17 protein-coding genes and 1 other RNA gene are annotated in these 23,843 nt (G+C 55.9%); 5 read left to right on the forward strand and 13 right to left on the reverse strand.

Features of this window, described 5'->3' with window-relative positions:
• The first annotated feature begins 76 nt into the window (after nucleotides 1–76).
• On the forward strand, nucleotides 77–1,543 hold the full coding sequence (locus KQI65_00055; GenBank protein MCB2203110.1) for a DEAD/DEAH box helicase: 1,467 nt from the start codon (nucleotides 77–79) through the stop codon (nucleotides 1,541–1,543).
• Nucleotides 1,544–1,779: 236 nt separating this feature from the next.
• On the opposite strand, the gene clpX is transcribed toward KQI65_00055, so the two are convergent.
• The 3 genes from clpX to ggt form a co-directional block, all read right to left on the reverse strand.
• Nucleotides 1,780–3,045, reverse strand: a complete 1,266-nt coding sequence (gene clpX / locus KQI65_00060) for an ATP-dependent Clp protease ATP-binding subunit ClpX (protein MCB2203111.1) — start codon at nucleotides 3,043–3,045, stop codon at nucleotides 1,780–1,782.
• A 105-nt stretch (nucleotides 3,046–3,150) separates the two neighbouring features.
• On the reverse strand, nucleotides 3,151–3,717 hold the full coding sequence (locus KQI65_00065; GenBank protein ID MCB2203112.1) for a helix-turn-helix transcriptional regulator: 567 nt from the start codon (nucleotides 3,715–3,717) through the stop codon (nucleotides 3,151–3,153).
• 72 nt (nucleotides 3,718–3,789) lie between these two features.
• Complete coding sequence (gene ggt / locus KQI65_00070) at nucleotides 3,790–5,481, reverse strand: gamma-glutamyltransferase (GenBank protein ID MCB2203113.1); 1,692 nt, start codon at nucleotides 5,479–5,481, stop codon at nucleotides 3,790–3,792.
• Between the two features lie 336 nt (nucleotides 5,482–5,817).
• Here ggt and KQI65_00075 point away from each other — a divergent pair, with 336 nt between their 5' ends.
• Complete coding sequence (locus KQI65_00075) at nucleotides 5,818–7,422, forward strand: VWA domain-containing protein (protein MCB2203114.1); 1,605 nt, start codon at nucleotides 5,818–5,820, stop codon at nucleotides 7,420–7,422.
• 341 nt (nucleotides 7,423–7,763) lie between these two features.
• On the opposite strand, the gene KQI65_00080 is transcribed toward KQI65_00075, so the two are convergent.
• Complete coding sequence (locus KQI65_00080) at nucleotides 7,764–9,152, reverse strand: S8 family serine peptidase (GenBank protein ID MCB2203115.1); 1,389 nt, start codon at nucleotides 9,150–9,152, stop codon at nucleotides 7,764–7,766.
• 624 nt (nucleotides 9,153–9,776) lie between these two features.
• Here KQI65_00080 and KQI65_00085 point away from each other — a divergent pair.
• Nucleotides 9,777–12,110: an amidohydrolase family protein gene (locus KQI65_00085; protein ID MCB2203116.1), complete on the forward strand. Its 2,334-nt coding sequence runs from the start codon at nucleotides 9,777–9,779 to the stop codon at nucleotides 12,108–12,110.
• A gap of 376 nt (nucleotides 12,111–12,486) precedes the next feature.
• Here KQI65_00085 and ffs read toward each other — a convergent pair.
• From ffs to KQI65_00120, 7 genes are all read right to left on the reverse strand, one after another.
• An RNA gene (gene ffs, locus KQI65_00090) (signal recognition particle sRNA small type) lies at nucleotides 12,487–12,584 on the reverse strand.
• A gap of 40 nt (nucleotides 12,585–12,624) precedes the next feature.
• Nucleotides 12,625–13,248, reverse strand: coding sequence for a RecX family transcriptional regulator (locus tag KQI65_00095; protein MCB2203117.1), 624 nt, complete (start codon nucleotides 13,246–13,248; stop codon nucleotides 12,625–12,627).
• 11 nt (nucleotides 13,249–13,259) lie between these two features.
• Nucleotides 13,260–14,186, reverse strand: a complete 927-nt coding sequence (locus tag KQI65_00100; protein ID MCB2203118.1) for a DUF4249 domain-containing protein — start codon at nucleotides 14,184–14,186, stop codon at nucleotides 13,260–13,262.
• A 78-nt stretch (nucleotides 14,187–14,264) separates the two neighbouring features.
• The gene (locus tag KQI65_00105; GenBank protein ID MCB2203119.1) at nucleotides 14,265–15,191 is read right to left on the reverse strand and encodes a DUF4249 domain-containing protein; all 927 of its coding nucleotides are present in this window, start codon (nucleotides 15,189–15,191) and stop codon (nucleotides 14,265–14,267) included.
• A gap of 11 nt (nucleotides 15,192–15,202) precedes the next feature.
• Entirely contained in the window at nucleotides 15,203–16,285 is a 1,083-nt protein-coding gene (gene recA / locus KQI65_00110; GenBank protein MCB2203120.1) for a recombinase RecA, read from the reverse strand.
• A gap of 35 nt (nucleotides 16,286–16,320) precedes the next feature.
• A complete protein-coding gene (thpR, locus tag KQI65_00115) occupies nucleotides 16,321–16,896 on the reverse strand; it encodes an RNA 2',3'-cyclic phosphodiesterase (protein ID MCB2203121.1) in 576 nt (191 codons plus the stop codon).
• A gap of 297 nt (nucleotides 16,897–17,193) precedes the next feature.
• On the reverse strand, nucleotides 17,194–17,628 hold the full coding sequence (locus KQI65_00120) for a GxxExxY protein (GenBank protein MCB2203122.1): 435 nt from the start codon (nucleotides 17,626–17,628) through the stop codon (nucleotides 17,194–17,196).
• Between the two features lie 361 nt (nucleotides 17,629–17,989).
• Between KQI65_00120 and KQI65_00125 the strand changes: the two genes are divergently transcribed.
• Together KQI65_00125 and KQI65_00130 are read left to right on the forward strand one after the other, a co-directional pair.
• Nucleotides 17,990–18,613: a hypothetical protein gene (locus tag KQI65_00125; GenBank protein ID MCB2203123.1), complete on the forward strand. Its 624-nt coding sequence runs from the start codon at nucleotides 17,990–17,992 to the stop codon at nucleotides 18,611–18,613.
• 233 nt (nucleotides 18,614–18,846) lie between these two features.
• Entirely contained in the window at nucleotides 18,847–19,851 is a 1,005-nt protein-coding gene (locus tag KQI65_00130; GenBank protein ID MCB2203124.1) for a threonylcarbamoyl-AMP synthase, read from the forward strand.
• Between the two features lie 144 nt (nucleotides 19,852–19,995).
• Here KQI65_00130 and KQI65_00135 read toward each other — a convergent pair whose 3' ends face one another.
• Nucleotides 19,996–22,293: a TonB-dependent receptor gene (locus KQI65_00135; GenBank protein ID MCB2203125.1), complete on the reverse strand. Its 2,298-nt coding sequence runs from the start codon at nucleotides 22,291–22,293 to the stop codon at nucleotides 19,996–19,998.
• Between the two features lie 272 nt (nucleotides 22,294–22,565).
• Complete coding sequence (locus KQI65_00140; protein MCB2203126.1) at nucleotides 22,566–23,825, reverse strand: hypothetical protein; 1,260 nt, start codon at nucleotides 23,823–23,825, stop codon at nucleotides 22,566–22,568.
• Between the last annotated feature and the right edge of the window lie 18 nt (nucleotides 23,826–23,843).

Here is a 23,843-nt window from a genome sequence, read left to right on the forward strand (position 1 = left end):
TTCACGGTGTACGCACCATGCGCACATTTTCCCTATATTGATAGGTTGAATACAGAAAGAAGAATCAGAGCATTGTATGACAGATGACAAGACCGCCATGGAGAACATGGACGACGTACTGTACGAACCTGAAAACGCGCTGCCGGATTTCAGTTTTTCGGCACTGCCGGATGAACTGCGGGAGCGGGTGAAGTCGCTCGGATGGACCGAGCCGACGCCGGTGCAGAAAAAGGCCATTCCCTACCTCCTCGAGGGAAGGGACATGATCGTGCAGGCGCGCACGGGGAGCGGGAAAACGGGTGCGTACCTCCTCCCCATCATCGAAACGATTGATACGAAAAAGAAATACTGCCAGGCGCTGATCCTCGCTCCCACAAGGGAACTGGCAAAGCAGGTAAGCGATGTGCTGGTGCAGCTGACGAGTGGGACGGAATTGAAATCCACTGTCATTTACGGTGGTGTGCGCTATGGGAACCAGATCCGCGACCTGAAGGACGGAGCGCAAATCGTGGTCGGGACACCGGGACGCATCCTTGACCACGTGTACAAGGGAACGCTCACGCTGATGAACATCCACACGCTGGTGTTCGACGAGGCGGATGAGATGCTGTCGATGGGCTTCTATCCCTCCATGCGCAAGCTGCGAAGGCAGATTCCGGAGAAGCGCAAGACCTACATGTTCAGCGCCACCATCCCGTATCACGTCGAGCAACTCGCGTATGAATTCCTGCACAATCCCGATCGCCTGAGCCTGAGCAAGGGAAATCAGTCCGTCTCCGAACTCGAACACCGTTACTATATCGCTCCTCAGCTGCAGAAAGATCGCTCCCTGCTGCGTTTGATCGAATACGAGAATCCCGATTCCGCATTGATCTTTACCAACACCAAGCGGGATGCGGAATACCTGTCCGAGTACCTGAAAAACAACGGCATCGATGCCGAGCATCTGACCGGTGATCTGCGGCAGAGCAAGCGTGAGCGCATCATGGAGCAACTGCGGAGTGGAGAGCTTCGCTACGTCATCGCTACCGATGTCGCTGCACGCGGTATCGACATCAGCGATCTCAGCTATGTGTTTCTCTATGACATCCCGGAGCACGTCGAGGTGTATGTGCATCGCTCGGGAAGAACGGCACGCGCGGGCAAGACCGGTATCGCCATTACCATCTGCGAGAGCATACAGGAGCGGAAACTGCTGGGCATCGCAAAGCAGTATGGTTTCAGCGTGGAGCAACGCGAACTGCCATCGGATGAAATGCTGCAGGAGCGGCTCTCCGAACGTCTGATCGTACGCCTCGAAGATCAGCTGCATGATTACGCCATGATGGATCGCGAACGTATCGCGCACTTCCTCCCTGTCGTCGACACGCTGTACGAAGACGATGAAATGCGCATGCTGCTCGCCATGCTCCTCGACCGCAGCTACCGCCAGACACTGCACGCCCGCCTCTTCGAACAACAGGAGAATGCGCGTAAGAGCAGCGGGGGAGCGAGCAAATCCGGAGGGGGAAGCGGGAAATCCGGCAGAAAGCGTAGACGATAAGCTTGCTAACGCTCGCGCTTGAGCCGCTTCGCGGCGCGGGAGTCCCGCTGACGCGGGACGCTTGAGTCTCCGCCTTCGGCGGAGCCGCGGGAAGAAAATTCATCGTCGCTGTGACAGCAGCGACTCAGGCGTGCGAAGCACTCACGCGTTCCGCAGAGCGGAACTCCAGCGTGAGCGCAAGCGAACTCCAGCGCGGCGATAGCCGCTCCAGCGCGAGCCCCGTAAACGGGGCGAGCTTACGCGGTCTTCTTCTGTTCCTTCATCGTGTACATGGGTTCGGCACCGTTGTCGATGGTGTCGCGGGTGATGAAGCAGCGGGTGACGGCGTCTTTGGAGGGGAGGTTGTACATGATTTCCATCATGGCGCGTTCCATGATCGAGCGAAGGGCCCGGGCTCCTGTTCCGCGCAGGAGGGCTTTTTCAACAATGGCTTCAAGCGCGGCGTGGTCGAATTCAAGGGCCACGTTTTCCATTTCAAAGAGTTTGATGTACTGCTTGACCAGGGCGTTCTTCGGCTGGGTGAGGATGTTGAGCAGTCCCTCTTTGGAAATCGGGTGCAGGGAGGACATCACCGGGAGACGTCCGATCAATTCAGGAATGAGTCCGTAACGCAGCAGGTCCTCAGGCTCCACATGGGTAAGGATGTACTGCCGCTCGGCCTTGTTAAGTGTGAGCATATCCGAACCGAAGCCGACCGGGTTTTTCCCGATGCGGCGCTGGATGATGTTCTCGAGTCCATCAAACGCACCGCCGCAGATGAAGAGGATATCCCGCGTGTTGATAGTGATCAGCGGCTGCTCGGGATGCTTGCGTCCCCCTTTCGGCGGAACACCGACGGTTGATCCTTCGAGAATTTTCAGCAGCGCCTGCTGCACGCCTTCGCCGGACACGTCGCGGGTGATGGACATGTTCTCACTTTTGCGCGCGATCTTGTCGATTTCATCGATATAGATGATGCCCTGCTCGGCGCGCTGAACATTGTACTCCGCGTTCTGGAGAAGATGCACGAGAATGGATTCCACATCGTCACCGACGTAACCGGATTCGGTCAGCGTGGTGGCATCTGCGATGGCGAAGGGGACATCGAGTACGCGGGCCAGTGTCTTTGCCAGCAGGGTTTTGCCGGTGCCGGTGGGACCGATAAGCAGGATATTGCTCTTCTCGATTTCCACATCCGTGTCGGCAAACACCTGCTTGCTCTCCAATCGCTTGTAGTGATTGTACACGGCGACGGAAAGCGTTTTCTTTGCCGATTCCTGTCCCACCACATATTCGTCCAGTGCTTTTTTCAGCTCTGCGGGACGACGGACGGATTTTTTCGCACCCAGTTCTCTGCCGGTGAACGCCGCGGAATTGCTGCGAAGAATGTCGACCGAACTCATCACGCAATTGTTGCAGATGTAGACACTGGGTCCGGCAATGATACTGTCGACCTCTTTCGAGCTGCGGCCACAGAATGAACACTTTATATTTTCGTTTTTCTTTGTACTCATGGAATCCAGAAATCAGTAGATAAACCGTCGGCTCTAGTAAAGATACGAAAATGCCGCCTCACGCGACAAACACGCAAGGCGGCATTGGAAATTGGGAGAGATGAGGACGCGGACTTACTTCCGGCCGACGGCCTTCAGAAATTCGTCTTCAATCTCGCGGAGACTCTTCAGGTACTCGAGACGTGCTTCCGCAATCTCGATCTCACGATCAAGTGCGTTGCCGAGTACGGGGGAGGCAAAATCGAGCTTCGAGGGTACCGATGCAGGGGCGGCGGCCACGGCTTTCTTCTTGCTTCCAGGCTTGGGACCCGGCTTCCTGCCCGGCTTCTTCGCAGCAGCCTTCCTGGCAACAGCTTTCTTCGTCGCCTTTTTCGCCGCCGCTTTTTTCACCGCTTTTTTGCGTCCGGCCTTTTTCGTGGCACGCTTGCTGCCAGGCTTCGGTCCGCGCTTTGCAGGAGTTTTCGCCGCAGGCACTCCCGTCGCGGGAACGCCGCCACCGGTGAAGGCTTTTACAAAATCATCCCAGCGTTTTTTCACACCGTCGGTGACGCGCTTGGACTTATTCTTTTTAATATTCATCAGCGTCACATAATTAATGCCGCTGCGCTTTGCCATTTGATTCAGGGAGATATCCTTTTCCAGTTTGGAGATATCCGCCTGCATCTTTTTAATGTCTTCCATGAATATTCCTTGCTAATTGATGTGTTGGCTACAATTCACGAAAATTATAATACAATAGCAAGAAGTATAGCGTTAAAAAGTTATACCAATCGCACTGCCGTACCCTCTGGGATCAGAACACCCATCCATCATATTCTTATCCGGGTATGCGATTACGGCATCACAGCGTCCCATCTCATGCTCATACTTGAAATGGTGTCCCATCACTTCCAGCGCCTTGCGCGTAGAGGGGGATAACGCATCGTCCTCATACCGCACAATATCGGGATACCACTGATGATGAAATCGCGGTGACGTCACCGCCTCATCAACAGGCATATCCCCATCGATCATATTCAGAATACTCTGCAACACCGTTGTTATAATCGTGGAGCCGCCCGGACTCCCGGTCAGCATCACGACGTTATTGTCTTTCATGACAATCGTCGGAGTCATGGAACTGAGCATCCGTTTCCCCGGCTGTATACTGTTTGCCTCTCCCCCCAGCAGTCCGAATTGATTCGGCACTCCCGGACGCGCACTGAAATCATCCATTTCATTATTCAACAAAAACCCTGTTCCGGGCACAACATACAGCGACCCGAAAGAACTGTTAATTGTTGTCGTCACCGACAAGGCATTCCCCCAGCGGTCCATCACCGAATAATGCGTGGTCTGCTTCCCATCCTTCGGAGGGAGCAGCGTATGCGGCATTTCCCTGTTATCCGTCGCCCGGTTCGCCTGAATACTGTTATATAAAGAGTCGGTATATCGCCGCGAGAGCAGTCGCTGAAGTGGGACATTGTAGAATGCAGGGTCACCCAGATACATGGCACGATCAGCGAATGCGCGTCGCATGCTTTCAATCATATAGTGCGCAGTGGGAACATCGTCCTTCGCCGGAATCACCAGTGTCCGATGTTCCAGCATGGCGAGCATCTGCAGCAGCGCCACTCCTCCGGAGCTGGAAGGGGGCATGGAAAGGATTGTATATCCTCTATAACTTCCCCGCAGCGGTTTTCGAACAATACTTCTATAGGAGGCCAGATCCGTAAGCGTTATGAGTCCCCCGTCACGCTCCATGGCATCCGCGATCCTTCGCGCAGTCTCGCCTGTATAGAAACCTGCGTTCCCATGGTCTTCAATCAGCCGCAGCGTATGCGCGAGTGCCGGTTGTTTCCAAACCTCACGTTCTTCATAGTTTCTGCCGTTGCGGGTAAACTTCTCCAGCGTCTCCGGGAAGCGGGACAGATCATCGCGCTTCATCTTCAGGTAGCGTGCAAGGCGCGGATGCAGGGGGAGTCCTTCTTCAGCAAGCTGCAGTGCGGGACGCAGTACCGCGCTTCGGGACATTGTTCCGAATTGCTCGAGCGCCGTCAGCAGTCCATGCACAGACCCCGGCACTCCCGCCGCCAGTGGACCATACAGCGATCGTTCGGTGACCACATCCCCATTCTCATCGAGATACATATCCCTGTGCGCTGCGGCAGGCGCCGTTTCCCGCGCATCCACCGCCGCCTCTCGTCCATCCGCCATGCGCAACACGATATAGCATCCACCCCCGATATTGCCGGCGGATGGATAGCTCACTGCCAGTGCGAAGCCCACCGCCACCGCAGCATCCACCGCATTTCCTCCCGCACGCAGCATCGCCGCTCCCGCCTCGCTGGCCTCCGCACTCGCGGATACCACCATTCCCCCATTTGCCGTCACCCGCTCCCCCGCGTTTTGGGCTTGCAGAGGTGTAGCGAGTATGAGAACTATTATCGTGAATGCTAATTTCATACGTAATGGTACAATTGCGGGAGTAGGTTTGCAAGCTGCGGGAGTACCTTCGCTGCGCTCGGCACGCGGGAGCGCCTTACGGCGCGCGGGAGTCTCGTCCCGCTACGCGTGGACTCGACGCGAGAGCACATCGTCGCTGCGTTAGCAGCGACTCAAGCGTGCGAAGCACTCACGCGCGACGCGAAGCGGCGCTCAGGCGCGAGGCCCCGATGCAATCGGGGACGAGCTCCAGCGCTCGGACACCGATGAAATCGGTGGACGAGCAAAATACCCTTGCTACTCTTCAAGATGGTGGATATAATACAGGACCATTCCCTCACGAGTTCGGGCGGTGATATGAAACGGTTTGCTTCTGTCTTTATGTGTTGTCTGCTGCTTCCTGCCATTGCGATGGCGCAGGTGCAGCTGAATATTGACAGCGTCGATGTGACGGCGTATCCGACCGTGCGCATGAAAGTGCGCGTGACGGATGGTAATTCGAATGTCGGTGGACTGGGACTGCAAAATTTCGCAGCACTTGAAATGGGCATCAACATGCCGCTGACGGCAGTGTACTGTGAGGACACTCTTTCCCGTGCTTCCGTCGCCGTTCTTCTGCTCATTGATATCAGCGGGAGTATGCGGTCTTCGCTTGATGATGCGAAACGTGCCGCGACTTCATTCGTAAACCGCCTGCAGCCGGGCGACAGCGCGGCGCTTGTCGCATTCGACGACAATCCTTCGTACGTGCAGCCATGGACGGCGGACATGGATCTTCTCAAGTCCAGGATCAACAGCCTTTTCATTGGCATTTTCGGAGGCACGGCACTCTGGGATGCCGTGGTAGCCGCTTCCAACATCATCCGCTATCGGACGCAGCGTCGAATTATCATCGTTCTGTCTGATGGTGCGGACAGAGACTCGCAGAATGGTCCGGGTACAGCCATCAGCTACGCGATCAGCGCCGACGCCACGGTGTATACCATCGGACTCGGGAGGCTGGTCGACGAAGATGAGTTGATCCGTCTGGCGGATATGACAGAGGGAAAATATTTCTATGCGCCGAATTCCACCGACCTGGATCAGATTTATTCCGAGATCGCCGAGCAGCTGCAAACCACGGGCGTGTGTGAGCTGCAGTACATTTCGCCAATTGACTGCTGGAATGGGGACGAGGTCCATGTCGATGTCGAAGTGAATGCGCCGGGTGGACTCGCATTCGCGTCCACCTCCTACAATCTTCCCTACGACACCACCACGTTTTCCTATGTACAGACATCCATTCTTCGCGACTACGTCGTCGAAGCCGGCGAACAGATCACGATCCCTGTTCAGTTGACACGTGTTTCCCCTGAACGTGCCCCCAGCATCTTCGAATTCAGTGTCGACTATGACACGGACCTGCTGCACCTGGTAGATGCGACCGTCGGGGATCTGACGACCGGGTACACGATTCAGCGTAATGAAACCCTCCGCGGCAGCGATGTGCGCATCATTGGCGGCAACGACGTCACCACGCCGGGAGAGCTCTGTTACCTCACATTTGAAGCCGCCCCCATCTTTGAAAGCCGCAAGACGGAAATCGGCATCTCCCCGCCTGAAGTCCAGCAATTCTGCACGATCGCCAGTTCCCAGAACGGTCTTGTCACCGTAAGCGGAACCTGCGAGCGCGCATTGGGACAGTCCGAGGGCACCGTACAGCGCGAGGGAATTCTCAACACCCATCCCAATCCCATCACCGGAAACGGCTCCGTCACCTTCGGCATCGCCACGGATCGTCACGTCATTCTCCGTCTCGTCGACGCCATGGGGAATGAAGTCCGCCGGCTCATCGACGCCAGCATGCAGAAAGGCGAGTACTTCGCCCGTATCGATAGCGACCATCTCCCCAGCGGACGCTACTTCCTCGTCCTCTCTACCGGCAGCACGCAGGAAGTGGTGTCTCTCATCGTAGCTCGCTGACGCTCGCGCGGGAGTGGCTTCGCCACGCTAGAGCGCCTACCGGCGCGCGGGTGTGGCTTCGCCACGCTAGAGCGCCTAACGGCGCGCGGGAGTGGCTTCGCCACGCTAGAGCGCCTAACGGCGCGCGGGAGTGGCTTCGCCACGCGGGAGCGCCTAACGGCGCGCGGGAGTGGCTTCGCTGCGCTTGAGCCTCGTCCCGCTTCGCCCGGACCTGGCTCGGGAGCACTGCTTCGCAGTGCGTGACAGAACGCGCATCGTCCCAATGTTTGAAGCGATCCGCCTGTTACCCATAAGCCCCGCCGTGGCGGGGCTTATGGGTTGTTGGCGTAAGCTTCGTTCGATCAGCGGACCGCAGTCGCTGCATTTATCCGGCCTTTGCCGTAGTAGGGATCATTGCCCGGCGCGCCGAGATCATCGGCGGTGTTCTGCAGATGCGCTTGCAGGTAGCCGGGATTGCTGTTTCCTTTCGCGGCCTCGATGAGTGCCGCTGTTCCGCATACGTGCGGTGCAGCCATGCTCGTTCCCCAGGCCCAAACATAGTAGCCTGTGGGATTCGGGAGTCCATCAACATTTGCCGCAACCCAGGGAGCATAGCACGAGAGTACACCATCGTACGTATTTACGATACCCACGCCGCCACAGTCACCGTTTCCGCCTGGGGCTGCGACGTTAATAAAACTGTTTCCATAATTGGAAAAACATGCGAAATCGTCAAAGTTGGCTTGATCCACGGGACCGGTGGCACTCACTACCACGCCTGCGCCGGCTTCTGCCGGCAGATAGACCATCTGACCGCTGTGATCGAGATCCAGCATTTCATTCCCCGCAGACATGACGACAAGAACACCGTGGCTGTTTGCATAGTTGACAGCGCGGATCACGGTGGAGATGAAATTTCCGTAGTGTGCACGTGGCCCGTACCCACCGAGACTCATATTGATTATATCGCAATCCGCAACGTCTGTTGCATAGACAATGCCACGGATGATATCCTCAAACCACCCTTCCCCGTTATCATTCATCACCTTGATTGCGACCAGCGTCACATCGGAAGCCACTCCTGCAACGACGATATTGTTCGTCGCTACTGTCCCAGCGACATGCGTTCCGTGAAAATGCCTGTCCACCCATATGGCAGGGTTATAATTATCCTCTTCGCTGAAATTGATGCAGTAGTCTTCATCGTATTTACCGTAGAGGTCAATATGGTCGGGGCTTCCTCCCGTGTCGAGGATACCGACACGAATCTCACTCGACCCTGTCGTCGTCGCCCATGCTTCCGGTGCATGAATTGCATGCATATTCCACTGAATGGCAAGAGCTGAGGCATCCCCGGGTGCGCCGGTTGGTTGTGGATTGGTGAAATGCTGTGCAGATCCAGCCAGTGCCTCCTGCAGGCTCGGGACGAATTTCATCTTCATGTCCCTGGTGACTTTCTGTATACCATTACTGTTCGCAAGCTGCTGAGCCGCCTGATCCGTGAGTCCACTCACAATTGCAACCTTGATTGCGTCAATATCCTCCACCAGCGTCCCGCCCGCATTTTCCAGGGCTTTCATCATTTTGTTTCCATTACTGTACTCAACCAGGTACCTGTCAGAGAGTTTGTGCAGGACCTGAGCTTCGTCGCTCTGTGTGGCATCGATCGGATTCTGAGTTTCCTCGCTGCACGCAACAAACATCGTCACAAGCAGGATGAAGCCAAGTGTCAACGACATGCTTTGTTTCATAGTGTGCTTCTCCTCTTGATAGTATGAATTTGGATATGTTGGCGACATCCGGGCACAGTGATCCGTTATGCATGAGCAAAGAATCGCCGGGTCCCGCGCTCGAGAATAGTCGGGTCGAGGAAATGCGCGTAGAAAACGCAACACGTTTGTTATGATGGGATAAGACGATAAAAAAATAGTCCGCCTGTTGCAGGCAGGCAATAGGTAGTACTACCTGTTTTCCTGGGTAGTACCACCTAGTAGCAGACAATAAAATCTTCAGAACGTTTTGTCGGTGGGACGCGGGAGCGCCTGGCGGCACGCTAGAGGACTGAGCCCGTCGCTGCGGCAGCAGCGACTCAAGCGTGACCCCGCGAAGTTCCGCTCTGCGGAACGAAGCGGATGAACTCAGGCGCGGCGATAGCCGCTCAAGCGCCACGAAGTGGCTCAAGCACTCGGACCCGATGCAATCGGGAACGAGCCCCAGCTTGACATTCCCCTCCTTATACCGTATATACGGGTGTCACTATCTTTTTTACAGGTAATCGGCCGCGCGTCTCGCCGTGCGTGCAATGCGGTGTATTGTACCATTCCTGCCAGCGGGGGCGGTAGCCGTGTCATGTCCTAGCACAAGGAGAAAGGTTCATGAAACACTCGCATTCGGTACTGTCAACGCATGCCTGGCCGTTGGGGCTGTCCCTCCTGCTCTGCATGTTCCTCCTTCAACCATCACATTATCTGCATGCACAGTCACAACCTGTGAATGCATCGCAGCTCACCAGCATCCATGACATTCAGTACACCACCTCGGCTTCAGGCGACTCTCCCATGGAGGGAGATGTTGTAACTGTACGAGGGATCGTTACCGCCACCTATTACAATGGTTTCATTGTTGCGGATGACGAAGGTCCATGGAACGCGATTTTCGTGTACACCTACAATGCTGGTCCCGACATCGGTCACAAGGTCCAGTTCTCAGCCACTGTTTCTGAGTACTGGGGACTCACGGAGCTGTCGAACGTCACCAATTACACCCTGCTTTCCGTGAAGCACCCCAACCATATCCGTCCCGTGGTCGTGCCCGTACAACTTGCCCGGTCGGAAGCATACGAATCCGTTCTCGTCACCTGCGAGAACGTGACGGTGACCGGCTTCCCATCGCATCCGTACTACTACAATGACGATTGGCAGATTACAGACAACAGCGGCAGCATGCTGTGCAACTATGCCAACGACTATACTTACTACCCGCAGCTCAATGATCAGCTCGATGCTGTGACAGGAATCGTGCGCTACGAGTTCAGCGACTTCCGACTCATGCCGAGAAGTACGCAGGATATCGAATCCACTCTCATCCCACACTATGCGATCAAGGGTATCGTCGTCACGATGAACAAGCAGCGCCGCATCATCATGAACGGGTACGTGGAAATTCATGGCAATGATATCGTGAAAGTTTCACAGAATCGTCCCGCCTGCGACATCGTGCTCGAAGTCGATGGCTACATTCTGCCCGGACTCATCGATGCCCACAACCATCCCTATTACAACGTGTTCGGGGTCATCCCGTTTGCCATTCCACCGTATTTCTCGCACAGGGATCAGTGGGCAGAGACAGCACTGTATGACGAATTCAAGGTGGAGTATAATGATGTTCATGGCTACTCTGTGTTTTACCCGGGCATTCAAACGCTCAATATCGTCAAGTGGGGGGAACTCCGGGCACTTTGTGCAGGAACGACTACATGGCAGGGAACGAACCCGAATGAGATAAATCATGACGAGCATTACGCCGCACAGGGAATTGGCATCAACAATGCCGAGCGCTTCCCCGCGCGAAGCAAACACATCGTCTTTCCCACATCGAAATCCTCGATTCCGCAGTGGCCTACTTGGCTGAACCAATACTGGGATCGTTTCATCATACACCTCAGCGAAGGAACGGATGCGTATGCATACGCACAGTTCCAGTTGTTAGATCAAGCCGGAATCATGGATGAACGTTTCAGCATCATTCACGGTGTCGCACTCGGTGCATCCGATTTCGCCAAGATGGCTGCGGTAAACAGCAAACTCATCTGGTCGCCGCAGAGCAACGTTGCGCTGTACGGTGCGACCGCCGATGTCCCTGCTGCTTTGAACGCCGGCGTCACCGTGGCTCTGGGAGCCGATTGGACGGAATCCGGATCCTTCAACCTGCTGGACGAAATGCGGTTTGCGAAAAATTGGTCGCAGTCCCACTGGAACAACCTGCTGACCTCTGAGGACCTCGTGGAATTCGTCACCGTCAACGCAGCGGATGCGCTGGGGCTCTCGGATCGCATCGGCAGTATCGAAGAAGGGAAACAGGCCGATCTCGTGGTGATCCCGAAGTTGAGCAACAATCCCTACGATGACGTCCTTCAGGCCTACGAGGATGACGTCATGCTCACCGTCGTAAGCGGGAGTCCGATGTACGGAGATGCAAACCTGATGCAGGCGTTCCCCTTCCTCTTCTGGCCGGAAACCATCAACCTCTGCGGAACGGCGAAAACCGTGGCATGGGCGATTCCCTCTCACTACTCCCTCCTGGCCGCCATGCCGGTCAGCCAGATGGAAACGGAGCTCATCGCCGCCTACTCGGCAGCATCCATCAAGCCCGCACCGTTCCTGCATTACGACAGATGCGCTCCGCCAGTACCAAAGCAGGTGCGTCCCGAGATCACACTTCCCGAGCACATGCTCATACTCGCGCAGAATTATCCGAACCCGTTCAATCCGACAACAACCATAACCTTTACCGTACCTGTCGATGGTTCAGTACAGCTCACTGTTCACGATGTCCTTGGAAGAACCCTTGCGACACTCGTCGACGAACACCGCCGCGCCGGACAGTATACCGAACAGTTCGACGCAGCGGCGCTGCCATCAGGCACGTATCTCTGCAGACTGACTTTTGAAGGAGAAACACAGACGAAATGGATGACGCTGGCGAGGTAGTCCCGCTAACGCGGCGCGCGGGAGTGGCTCCGCCACGCTGGAGCGCCTAACGGCGCGCGGGAGTGGCTTCGCCACGCGGGAGCGCCTGACGGCGCGCGGGAGTGGCTCCGCCACGCGGGAGCGCCTGACGGCGCGCGGGAGTGGCTTCGCCACGCGGGAGCGCCTGACGGCGCGCTTGAGCGCCGCTTACGCGGCGCGAGGGATGAACGGACTCGTCCCGCTTGCGGGACTCTGGCGCGAGGCCCCGATGCAATCGGGGACGAGCTCAAGCGCCGAATCCTCCCGCGAAGCGGGACAGGATGAGGCTCACGCGCGAGCTTCGCAGGGCGAAGCGAGCTCACGCGCCGAGTGCAACGAGGCTCACGCGAGCAAAAAAAAGGGCCAAGCGACCCTCGTCACATGTAGATATACCGGCCGTTGCTTCCTTCCGGACCTGGCGGGGTTGGGTATCCATACATTGCGAGGGACTTGGCCCAGCAACAAATATACGATGTTCCGCTAAGGGAACAAAAGATCACTTCTCGAGGGAATTGAGGATTTCGTAGACGAGGGAGGGGCGGAATCCTTTCCTCTGCAGATAACCTGCGAGCCGGCGCTTGAGGACGGGGGTATCGAGCGAACTGTGGGAACGAATGTAGGAATCCGCCATGTCGCGGGCGAGCTCATTTTCCGTCTCCGCATTGAAATGGGCGGCGAGAACGCTGTCTACGATCTCGCCGTCTATGCCATGACCGCGCAGCTCGCGACGCAACACACTGGAGGCCCGGGGACGCAAAAGGAGACGATCGCGCACAAAGGCTTCCGCGAACTCCCGGTCGTTCAGGAGTCCCACCCGCGTGAATGTGCTGACGGTCTCATCAATGATTTCCTCGGGGAATTCCTTCTCCTTCAAACGGCGCCGCAGCTCACGCTCGGAACGCATACGCGTTCCAATCAGCCGTTCCGCCGCCAGCTTGGCCTGCACCCTGTTGTCATAATCCTCGATTTCCTGCCGTTTCTCTTCATCGATTTCCATCCCCTTATGCATACCGAAGCGAAACGCAGTGTCTTCGCTGCAGCCGAATGCGAAATCGCCATCGAGAAATACCGAGACTCGATGGCGACGTTTCTTCTGTCGTTCCAAACGGGTGATGAGCATGAATTTCGGGCTTACTGTGTCACGATGGAGCTGTAACTGACACGGGTGGAGTCCGGATACAGGGCACCGAAGATGCCGACACCGTTGCGGATGTTGGACACATCCGGAAGATCCTGTCGCACGGACACCGGATCGTCAAAGCCACGCACAAGCTTGTAATAGCTGTAGATGAATTTGTCGAGTGAATAGGATGTCGCCGCGAGATACTTGCCGGACACATTCTGCTCCGCACGAAGCTGCTCCTGCGCCTCGACAATTTTATCTATACTGAATTTTATCTCGCTGGCACGTGAAGGCTCCGTGTAAACCCACTCATCTTCACTGCCTGTGTTTTCCTTCCGCCACAAAACTTCCTTGCGGATTTCAGTGGTATTCCCTCCTTCAACCTTTTCACCGACGACCCAGAGGCGGAACTGGAAGGCATCCGGGGGATACGCCGTTTCGTCCTCCCCGATGACGAGAAGACCGGTCACGGTGTTCCGTATCTGCACGTACGCACGGCTCGGAACCTGCGTCGAAGCAGATATCCTCTCAAAACCCGGGACATCGACGGCGAGCGTGTAATCGATTCCTTCGGTCGGTACGAGGTCGTAGTTCACCCACACACGCTTCTGGCTGCCGTCAGGCAACGCAATCAGTGTATCATGAAACACGAAACTTTTGCGCGGCGTGGAAATCGTGACGCGGGCGGAATCAACGACGTTCTGCGTCAGCGGCTCGTCAGGATTGCTCAGATCGGCATCGTAAGTGGATTCCAGGCGCACGACCTGGTATGCCGCCGTAGGGTCGAGGACGCTGAACACCACGATGCGCTCTTCGTACGGCGCTTTGGGTGTGAAGGTATTCTCACATCCGGCGAGAAGAAAGAGGGCAACGAAGGGAAGAATATATCGCGACTGCAAAAGTACCTCGAGTTTCGAAAGTAGAGAAAGCGGCATGCGTCAACTAACTACGCACCTGTATCCGGTTTGGCGCAAGGCAAATCGGAGCACAGATGTAAAAGATACGCAGAAAACTCAGTTGGTGAAAAGGAAAACGCTGTACTGGGTTGAATCCGGCGTGACGGCGCCGAACACTCCCAGTCCCCCTTCGATAAATGACACATCCGGCAGATCCAGACGCACTGTCCGGGGATCGTCAAACCCCCGCACGATTTTGTAATAACTGTAGAAGGGACGATCCATCGCGTATCCTTTGACGATACATCGTCGCGACAGCACCGAATCCGCCGGCTGTTCATTGGCATCGACAAACTGCCTGACAACTCCGGGCAGGAAGGCCGCCTCCATGGCGCGGGACGGGGCGGAATACACCCATCCACCGCCTCCCGGAGAGCTATAGATCGGCACCTCCAGCCGCGGCTTGATCGTATCCCCACTGGGAAGCAGCTTCCATGTTTCCACGAACAACCTGAAATAATATGCGTCCGGCGGAACGGGGAAACCCGTCGCGGCGGGATAGACGCGCACATGTCCATCGCCCGTATCCGGCCGCGTTCTTTTCGCCTGCACGTAAATGCGCGGCGGTTGGGAAATTGATGCTTTGAGCTGGGGCTCTTCCGGCACGTCGATCTGCAGCCGGTAATTCAAACCCGGCTTGGGCACGAGTTCCCGGCTGATCCACGCGGTTCGCGTTCCGCCGTCATCGAGCGTTACCAGGGTATCCTTGAAATCGAAGGTTTTCCCTTCCCCGTAAATACGTACGGTCGCGCCCTCCACCTCCTTGCTGGTCAGCGGCTGCAGGGAAATGCCCAGTTCCGCGTCATAACTGCGCGCCACCACGACGGTCTGGACTTCCTGCACGGGATCGAGAATGCAGAACACTGCGATTTTACTCTCGAAGTCCGACTTCGGGGAAAAATCATTGTCGCAGCCCGTGGAAAACAGCATCGTCGCGGCAATGAGTACGATAGGAGGATACAGCAGAAGAGCGCGTGTGCGCATAACAAACTCCGTTATTTTTTCTTTCCCTTCGTGTCTGTTTCAGCAGCGTCTTCCGCTTCTTCCTTTTTCCCTTCATCGGCGGGCGCTTCCTCTTCGAACACGCCGATACCGAGTTCACGCTGCACATCCTTTTCGATGCGCTGCAGCAACTCCGGCGTTTCCTTGAGGAATTTCCGCACACCCTCGCGACCCTGTCCCAGCCGCTCGTCCCCGTACGAGAACCACGAACCACTTTTCTGCACCACGCCGCATTCGACGCCCACGTCGAGCAGGTCACCGATTTTGGAGATGCCTTCGTTGTACAGAATATCGAATTCCGTTTCCCTGAACGGCGGTGCCATCTTGTTTTTCACGACCTTGATGCGCACGCGATTCCCGATGATGTTGCCGGTATCCTTGAGCACATCCTTGCGGCGGATATCCATGCGAATGGACGCGTAAAACTTGAGCGCGTTACCGCCCGTGGTAGTTTCCGGGTTGCCGAACATGATGCCGATTTTCGAGCGCAGCTGGTTGGTGAAGATCACCGTCGTCTTGCTCTTGCTGATGGCGGACGTGAGTTTGCGCAGCGCCTGCGACATGAGGCGGGCCTGCGTACCCATGGTCGGATCTCCCATCTCGCCTTCGATTTCCGCGCGCGGCACCAGCGCGGCGACGGAATCGATAATGATGATATCGATCGCGTTCGAGCGCACCAGCGTCTCGCAGATCTCGAGTGCCTGCTCGCCATATTCCGGCTGGGAAACGAGAAGGTTGCTGACATCCACGCCGATCTTGCGGGCATAGCCGATATCCAGCGCGTGCTCCGCGTCGATGAAGGCCGCCATGCCGCCACGCTTCTGTGCCTCGGCGACGATGTGGAGGCAGACGGTGGTCTTCCCGGAAGATTCCGGTCCGTAGATTTCCACAATACGTCCCCTGGGAATACCGCCGATACCGAGCGCAGCATCCAGGGAAATGGACCCGGTAGGAATGGTTTCGACCTGCGCGATCACACCGTCTCCCAGGCGCATAATCGATCCCTTCCCGAAATTCTTCTCGATCTGCTGCATCGCGAGATCGAGAGCTTTAAGCTTGCCGTTGTCTTCAGCCATTGTCATTTCCTTCGTTTGGTAAAACGTCCCCGCAGTTATGTCCCGGGTATGAGTGAAATACGGGCGCGTTCTTTATGTATCGCTCCCCTGGGGGTGAGCGTGCTTTCCATTATATGTACAGCGGAAAAATGCACCGTCGCAGGCTGAAAACTACATGCTGCCAGCGCATTTTCCAAACCCCCGGTATCCGCCCCGCGGCGCGCCCTGCCGACGGTAAAATGCGGTGTAAATTTCTTCTTCTCCTGCTCCAGTCCATGCCGTGCACAGAGCTCCTCCGTCCATCGCTGCAGTCCCATCACCCGCGGCACCGCCTCCGCAAACCCGAGCCACACAATCCTCGGCCTGCGCAGATTCGGAAACCCGCCCGTACGATTTATCTCCGCCACAATCTCGCCCTCCCTGCGCACCTCCGCCTCCATCTCCCGCGCAATCGCATCCAGCGTCGCGGACTCGACATCCCCGAGGAATTTGAGGGTTATGTGGACTTTATCCGGCTGCTCCCAGCGAATGGAGCGGTCCTCAGATCCCAGACAGCCGATAAAGTCGCTAATGTGAGTCAGCGCTTCATAGTCGGGGTAGAGAGCAATGAATGAGCGGATATACTTAGACATAAAACTAACTTACTATATTAGGTTATCTAATGCAAGAGAATGTAAGAGGAACGCAGATTATCGCTGATTGGTCGCGGATTATCGCTGGTGTATGAATGTAAGAAGAACGCAGATTATCACTGATTGGTCGCGGATTGTCGCTGGTGTATGAATGTAAGAGGAACGCGGATTATCGCTGATTGGTCGCGGATTGTCGCTGGTGTATGAATGTAAGAGGAACGCGGATTATCGCTGATTGGTCGCAGATTGTCGCTGGTGTATGAATGTAAGAGGAACGCGGATTGTCGCTGGTGGTGGTTAGGATGAGCGTGGGGGGGGATCGGGAAGGAAGTGTTCGCGGAGGCGCTTTCTTTCGTACTCACGCGTGACGCGATGGATTCCTTTCTGCATGTTGTGCTCATTGAAATTGAGGATGAGTCCGATTTCTCTGTCCGTTAAGCGGAGATAGGTAAGCAGTTGCGCTCTGTGCATCGGAATGACTCTATCGACGGTTTTGATTTCGACAATGACCTCATTTGCTATGAGCAGATCAAGCCGGTAGCCGACTTCTAGACGGATTGTTTTGTAAACAAGGGGAATTGGAACCTGCTCCTCAACTTTGAGGCCAGCTTGACGAATTTCCAATGCAAGACAGGCTTCATACGCTGATTCGAGCAGACCTGGGCCCAGCGCTGAATGAATCTTGTACGCACAGCCAATAATAGCTGAGGTCAATTCGTTGATCTTCTCCATTTCCATCAGATACTCCCAATACCGATGTCTCAATGTGGAGACACAATTTGCATTTCCACATCATCTCCAACAAGTCATAAAACCCAACCGGATCGGTACATCCCCTAGATGTGCAGCGCAGATTTTACGCGGTTGGAGGAGCTACACAGATTGTCGCAAATAAATACGTAGCTTTTCGCAGGAAAGGCTTTCTTACCACTTACCTGCGTGAATCTGCGGTCAATCAGCGAAAATCTGTGTTCCTCTTCTCCCCCATTTTACTCCGCGAGAATCTGCGATTAATCCGCGATAATCTGCGTAGCTCTTCCTCCTGCGCTAAATCTGCGTTCCTCTTCTCATCTTGCTTTCGTATTTTTACCACATGCGCTACCAACAAACACCCATATCACGCCTGGCGAAGGCCGGGAAGTTTTTGCAGTCGGATGGTGCGTGGCACCCGTTTGTGGATGAGGAAGGGATGTACTACAGGGTGCGGGAAAAGATGGTGCAGCGGGTGAGGATTGAGAAGGGCGAGGATGACGAAACGCTGCTCAGGTTGTTTGAGGATTTCGAGCCGCTGCCGCTGCGCGTATTGAAGGAAGGTTTCCGGGAGGAATTGCAGTTCGTGGTCGATGACGACCGCTACCTGCTTACCGGCAATCTGCTGCGTGTGTATGATGGATGGGAACAGCTGTCGGCCGCGGGCAAACGGCTCGGCATTCGCCTGTTTTTCCTCGGCGGGAATTCGCTGCAATATTCGATCGAGTTCACGGAATGGCACTCGCAGGAAATCGCGCGCGTGCTGCTGCTCTCGAAGGCGTTTGCGCGTGTGGCGTCCCAGCTGGTGAAGGACGCCCGGGAGGGTATCCCGCATCTCCACACAGAAATCACCGGACTCCTCCGCACCGCCCATGAAATGATGATGGAACAGAACAACATCAACAAGGAAGCGCCCCCCCGCCGCGGAAAAAAAGCCGATGTGCAGGGGAGGCTGTTTGATGAATGAAATTAAGCGGAACGCAGATTTTAACGCAGAGAGAAGAGCTACGCAGATTCTCACAGATTAAACGCAGATTTACGCCGGTTTGGCTTGAAGAATTTTTATACCTGCGAAAATTTGCGATAACTCAGCGAGAATCTGCGTTCATCTTCTTCTCCCCCATTTCACTCAGCGAGAATCTGCGACCAATCAGCGATAATCTGCGTAGCTCTTAAAATCTGCGTAGCTCCTTTACCAGTATGAATACTCATCTCCTCCATACCACCCACACAGATATCACCACGGCGGCGCGGTTGCTGCGGGAGGGGGGATTGGTGGCGTTTCCGACGGAGACGGTGTATGGACTGGGGGCGAATGCGCTGGATGAACAGGCGGTGCGCAAGGTGTATGAGGTGAAGGGGCGTCCCACGGATAATCCGATGATCGTGCATGTCAGCAGCGTGCAGCAGGCAAGGGAGCTGATGCAGGTCGAACCGCCGCTGTTTGCGGAGCTGACCAATGAGTTCTGGCCGGGACCGCTGACCCTTATCGTCCGGCACAATGCGGCGGTACTGGATGTGGTGACGGCCGCGCTCGATACGGTGGCCCTCCGCATGCCGGATCTCGCGGTCACACGCCGACTGCTCGAAGCTGCCGGGGTCCCCGTCGCGGCACCTTCGGCCAATCTTTCGGGACGTCCATCCCCCACCACGGCGCAAACGGTGTTCGAGGAATTGAACGGACGCATCGACGCGGTGCTCGATGGCGGAGATTGTCCCGTCGGCATCGAGAGCACGGTACTCGATCTCACTTCCCCGCAACCGGTCATTCTGCGTCCGGGTACCGTCACGCGCGAGGATATCGAAGAGGTGATCCAGGGAAATGTCTATTTCGCGGATGCGCAATCCGGCGCACCTCGTTCACCGGGAACGAAGTACCGTCACTACGCGCCGCATGCTCCGCTGAAGATCATCCCGTGGGAATCCGATCCCACTGAAATGCAGAATGCCCTGCAACGAAGCATTGCAGGGCATCTTGAAGAGAACGAGCGCGTGGGACTCCTTGCCCCCTCCTCTTACCGCGACTGCGGTGAACATGTCTTCTTCTCTCTCGGCGACGGCAGCGCTCTCTCTTACGCGCGCCTGCTGTATGCCGGACTCCGATCCCTCGACACCGCCAACGTCGACATCATCCTCTGCCCCGCCATCGAAGCCGTGGGAGTGGGGGTGGCAGTGATGAATCGATTGGAGAAGGCCGCAGATTGAACGCAGAGGGAAGAGCTACGCAGATTTTCGCAGATTAATCGCAGATTTTCGCTGAGAGAATTTTGTTAAAATATACCTGCGAGAATCTGCGGATTATCCGCGAAAATCTGCGTAGCTCTTCCCTCTGCGTTTCATCTGCGTAATCTAGAACACCGCGGACACTCCGATACTCGGCAAGATCCCGATACTCCCGCCCTGGGTTTCGACGCGGTTGTTGCGGGGATCCCAGCGGTAGGATTGGACGTTCTTGCGGTTGTAGAGGTTCTGGATGTCGATGTAGGTGATGAGACTCCATCCGCTGAACAGCCAGCGACGCTCGACGCGGAGGTCGAGGGAGTGGAAGTCCGGCAGACGGGCTTCGTTGTAATCTGCCTCGTAATTGCGGCTGCCGTCCGGTTGGAAGGGGGTGTAGGGCGTGCCCGAGCCGTAACGGAATTTCGACGAGACTTCCCACTTCTCCCCGATCTTCCATCCCCCACTCAAATTCAAAATGACGCGCTGGTCGTAGAGTCCGGGACGCGACACGCCGTCGATCGCGGTGTACTCGGTCTCGTTCAGCGACAGACTGAATATCCCGTAAAACGGTAGCTCCGAAAGACGCTTCTGCACGAGCAGTTCGATTCCCCGCGAGGTGCCGTTTCCCACACTCTGCAGGTTGTCGAAACCGAAGGCGTCGAAACCGCTCTCCGCTCCGCCAAAGCCGGCACCGGTGTTGGCGAGCACGAGCCAGGGACGCTCACTGCTGGCGGGATAGTCGTGGTACTCCTTGTAATACCCCTCCACACGCACACGGAGATCGGAGCGCAGCAGGTGCTCGACGCCGAGCACGGTCTGCTGCACTTTCACGAAATCCAGGCTCGTGTTGGCTGGATTGGACATCAGCCAGATGTAGCTGGGGGATTGATAGTACGTGCCTCCGCTCGCAGTGACGGAAGTCACGTCGGTGAAGGAATACCGGACCGATGCCCGGGGGGAAATGGCGACGGGGTTTTCGATGAGATTGAAATAATCCATGCGTCCCCCAACAGTCACCCGCAGCTTCGGCAGCAGATCACGCGCCAGCTGCACGTATGCATTGGCCTTGTACGCAGTGGTATCCCACTGGTTTTCCATGTTGCTGATCATCGGATTTTCGTTGAAACTGTCCGGGGTCGGGGTCCACGCAAATGCGCCGTCAATCTTCGCCCGCTTCCCCTGCACACCGAAACTCAGCTCCAGTGCGCGGTCATCGAGAAGGAACACGCCATCCGCCCGCAGACTCGTCTCCCCTTCCTTCGAGTCGCTGACGAAAACAGGATTGAGCAGGGAATCGGACTGCAGGAAACTGTAATCGACGAACGTCCTCCCAAGCGCAAAGCTCACAAAGCCGTTATCCATCAGATGCCTCCAGCGGATGTTGGAGAAATACTGATCCTGCGCATTCCCTAGCACGCGGCTGTTGGAAAAGCGCTGCTCCTCGTCGTCGTTGAAAAAGCGGACGTTGTCGAGCACGCCGATGGTCAGGAAGGAAATTTCATTCGCGCGGTCGATGTCGTACGTGGCCTTGCCGATGAAATCCCAGTATTCAGGCACGAAGCCGAAGCCCGCGGCCTTGAAGATGAAATCGAGGTAGCTGCGCCGGGCGCTGAAGAGGAAGGAACCGTGTTCGCCGATGGGACCCTCGGAATTGAGTCCGAACTGTGTGGCGGACACGTTGACCTTGCCGCCGAGGCGATCACGTCGACCCTCCTGCAGCGTGATGTTCATGACGGAAGAAAGTTTGTCGCCGTAGCGCGGACCAAATCCCCCGGTCGCGAAAGTCACGTCCTTCACGAAATCCAGGTTGATGAAGCTCAGGGGACCCCCGGTCGCGCCCTGCGTGCCGAAGTGATTGATGTTGGGAATTTCGAGTCCATCAACCACGTAAAGATTTTCCGAAGGCGCGCCGCCGCGCACGATCAGGTCGTTTCGTCCCGCCGACGCCTGCACCACCCCGGGCAGCACCGCAATGGCGCGCACGACATCCTCCTGTCCCCCGGGGAAACGGCGGATTTCCTCATACGACAGCGTCTGCGCACTCACCGGCGCATCCGCATTCTCGCGGAAATAATCCGCCTCGACCACCACTTCGTCCAGATCGATGGCAGTGGAAGCGAGGTCGAAATCCACCTGCGTCTCGCGTCCCGGCTGCACGACCACATCGGTCTCGATCTGCGCCTTGTAGCCAATGACAGAAGCCTGCACCCGGTAGGTGCCCGCATCCACATTGTCGACCACATAGCGTCCCTCCAGATCCGTCGCCGCCCCGAAAGAACTGCCCTTCAAAAACACGTTCGCACCCACCAGCGGCTCTTTCGTCACCGCATCCAGCACCCTGCCCCGCACCGACCCCGTGCCCTGGGCATGCAGCATGGCCGTGGAAACGAGCATGGTAAATGTTAGGATATGTAAAATTTGTCTCATGTCTGTCTAATTAAATGCAACCACAGATTACACGGATTTAAACACAGATTCCTCAGAGGGAATTCCCGGGCGCAGATTGAACGCAGAGGGAAGAGGAACGCAGATTATCGCGGATTACACGCGGATTATCGCTGAGTGAAATGGGAAAAAAGAGTAACGCAGATTTTCGCTGAGTTATCGCTGATTTTCGCAGGTATAACAATTCTTCAAGACTAACCGGCGAAAATCTGCGTTTAATCTATGAGAATCCGCGTAGCTCTTCCCTCCTGCGTTCAATCTGCGAGTTTCTCCGGGGGATGGTAGATTCCTTTTTTGATGGCTTCCTCCATGAGTCGGTTGGCGAATGGAGGAATTCCATGGTAGAGGCCCGTGCCGGTTTGCTTCCATTCGCTTAGTCCGTGTGTGAGTCGGGTTTTCATGATTCGCATGCTGGGCAGGGACATGTGAATGGAGCCGAGATTGAAGAGCAGTGCGAGGGACACAATGACCCAAACGAGGTTTTTCCTTGATCTCAACCAGGGTCCGGCGTACTCGATAAATGCCAGGTACAGCATGATGAGAGCGACAATGGCGAAAATTCTGTACCGTGGAATCAGAGCCTGGTGTTCGCCCCAGCCTGAGCGGCTGAGTCCGATTAGCAGCATGGTCAGGAAGAGGAAAAGCAGAAAGTAATAAGCCACGGGATTTCGCCGCATGTATCCTTTCCAGGTGAGGAAAGCGAAGAACAGCGCCTCAGCCACTCCTACCGCCAGCACGAGCCTGTGGTCCAGAAACTTCAGATACGATCCGGCGAGGATTCCGGCAGTCTTCATCACCAAAACGGGATTGAGTAGTGCTGCGACGAGGTCCGGTGCATGCCCCGGAGTCTGATAGCCATCGAGGTACAGGTACGCTGCACTGGCGGCAGCGATAATGAGAATGCCCAGGTGCAGATTTTCGCGCACGCCCAGTTTCCAGTTCACATAACGGCGGGACTTCAGATTCCCTGCGATTCTGAACAGTTCCCAGATGAGCAACACCACGAAAACCAGTATCCCGTTTCCACCTGTGAACGCAGCCATCACGGCAAATACGGCCGCCACGAGATATGACCACGTCTTTCCCCTGCTCCACAGGAGGAGGGAAAGCAGTACGAACAAAAGGACCCAGAAGTTCTGCAGCGAGGCCATTGCCCAGATCATGTTTCGCCACGATTGCGGCTGGAACAGCAGATACGCTACCGGCACGAAAAACATGATCGGATATTTGAGAGACCTGTACATTTTCAGCAGCAACAGAAACAGCAGCAGCAGCGCGAGATTTCCGAAGTACATCAGATGCTCAAAATTTATCTCACCGAACAGATGATAATACCCCGATGCACTGAGCCGTATCCATGCCACCCGATGCTCATTGAACTGCGCAATCCACCCCGATAAATCTGCCCGATCAGAAACAACGTGTGCCAGTATCGTATCGTAATCATCCAGCGCAGGGATATTCACACCGTAGTGCTGAAGCAGCACCACATACCCGATCATCGGTAGCAGCATCAGAACAGATGCATAAAC

Source organism: bacterium (assembly GCA_020444325.1).
Taxonomy (GTDB): Bacteria; Bacteroidota; Ignavibacteria; order SZUA-365; family SZUA-365; genus BM516.

What these genes read in the sequence shown, in the direction of transcription:
- KQI65_00075 (MCB2203114.1), top strand. Translation starts at nt 5,818, where the DNA reads ATGAAACGGTTTGCTTCTGTCTTTATGTGTTGTCTGCTGCTTCCTGCC.
- KQI65_00100 (MCB2203118.1), bottom strand. Translation starts at nt 14,186, where the DNA reads ATGCCGCTTTCTCTACTTTCGAAACTCGAGGTACTTTTGCAGTCGCGA.
- KQI65_00135 (MCB2203125.1), bottom strand. Translation starts at nt 22,293, where the DNA reads ATGAGACAAATTTTACATATCCTAACATTTACCATGCTCGTTTCCACG.
- KQI65_00130 (MCB2203124.1), top strand. Translation starts at nt 18,847, where the DNA reads ATGAATACTCATCTCCTCCATACCACCCACACAGATATCACCACGGCG.
- KQI65_00065 (MCB2203112.1), bottom strand. Translation starts at nt 3,717, where the DNA reads ATGGAAGACATTAAAAAGATGCAGGCGGATATCTCCAAACTGGAAAAG.
- ggt (MCB2203113.1), bottom strand. Translation starts at nt 5,481, where the DNA reads ATGAAATTAGCATTCACGATAATAGTTCTCATACTCGCTACACCTCTG.
- recA (MCB2203120.1), bottom strand. Translation starts at nt 16,285, where the DNA reads ATGGCTGAAGACAACGGCAAGCTTAAAGCTCTCGATCTCGCGATGCAG.
- KQI65_00080 (MCB2203115.1), bottom strand. Translation starts at nt 9,152, where the DNA reads ATGAAACAAAGCATGTCGTTGACACTTGGCTTCATCCTGCTTGTGACG.
- KQI65_00055 (MCB2203110.1), top strand. Translation starts at nt 77, where the DNA reads ATGACAGATGACAAGACCGCCATGGAGAACATGGACGACGTACTGTAC.
- KQI65_00140 (MCB2203126.1), bottom strand. Translation starts at nt 23,825, where the DNA reads ATGCTGCTACCGATGATCGGGTATGTGGTGCTGCTTCAGCACTACGGT.
- KQI65_00105 (MCB2203119.1), bottom strand. Translation starts at nt 15,191, where the DNA reads ATGCGCACACGCGCTCTTCTGCTGTATCCTCCTATCGTACTCATTGCC.
- KQI65_00120 (MCB2203122.1), bottom strand. Translation starts at nt 17,628, where the DNA reads ATGGAGAAGATCAACGAATTGACCTCAGCTATTATTGGCTGTGCGTAC.
- KQI65_00095 (MCB2203117.1), bottom strand. Translation starts at nt 13,248, where the DNA reads ATGCTCATCACCCGTTTGGAACGACAGAAGAAACGTCGCCATCGAGTC.
- KQI65_00125 (MCB2203123.1), top strand. Translation starts at nt 17,990, where the DNA reads ATGCGCTACCAACAAACACCCATATCACGCCTGGCGAAGGCCGGGAAG.
- KQI65_00085 (MCB2203116.1), top strand. Translation starts at nt 9,777, where the DNA reads ATGAAACACTCGCATTCGGTACTGTCAACGCATGCCTGGCCGTTGGGG.
- thpR (MCB2203121.1), bottom strand. Translation starts at nt 16,896, where the DNA reads ATGTCTAAGTATATCCGCTCATTCATTGCTCTCTACCCCGACTATGAA.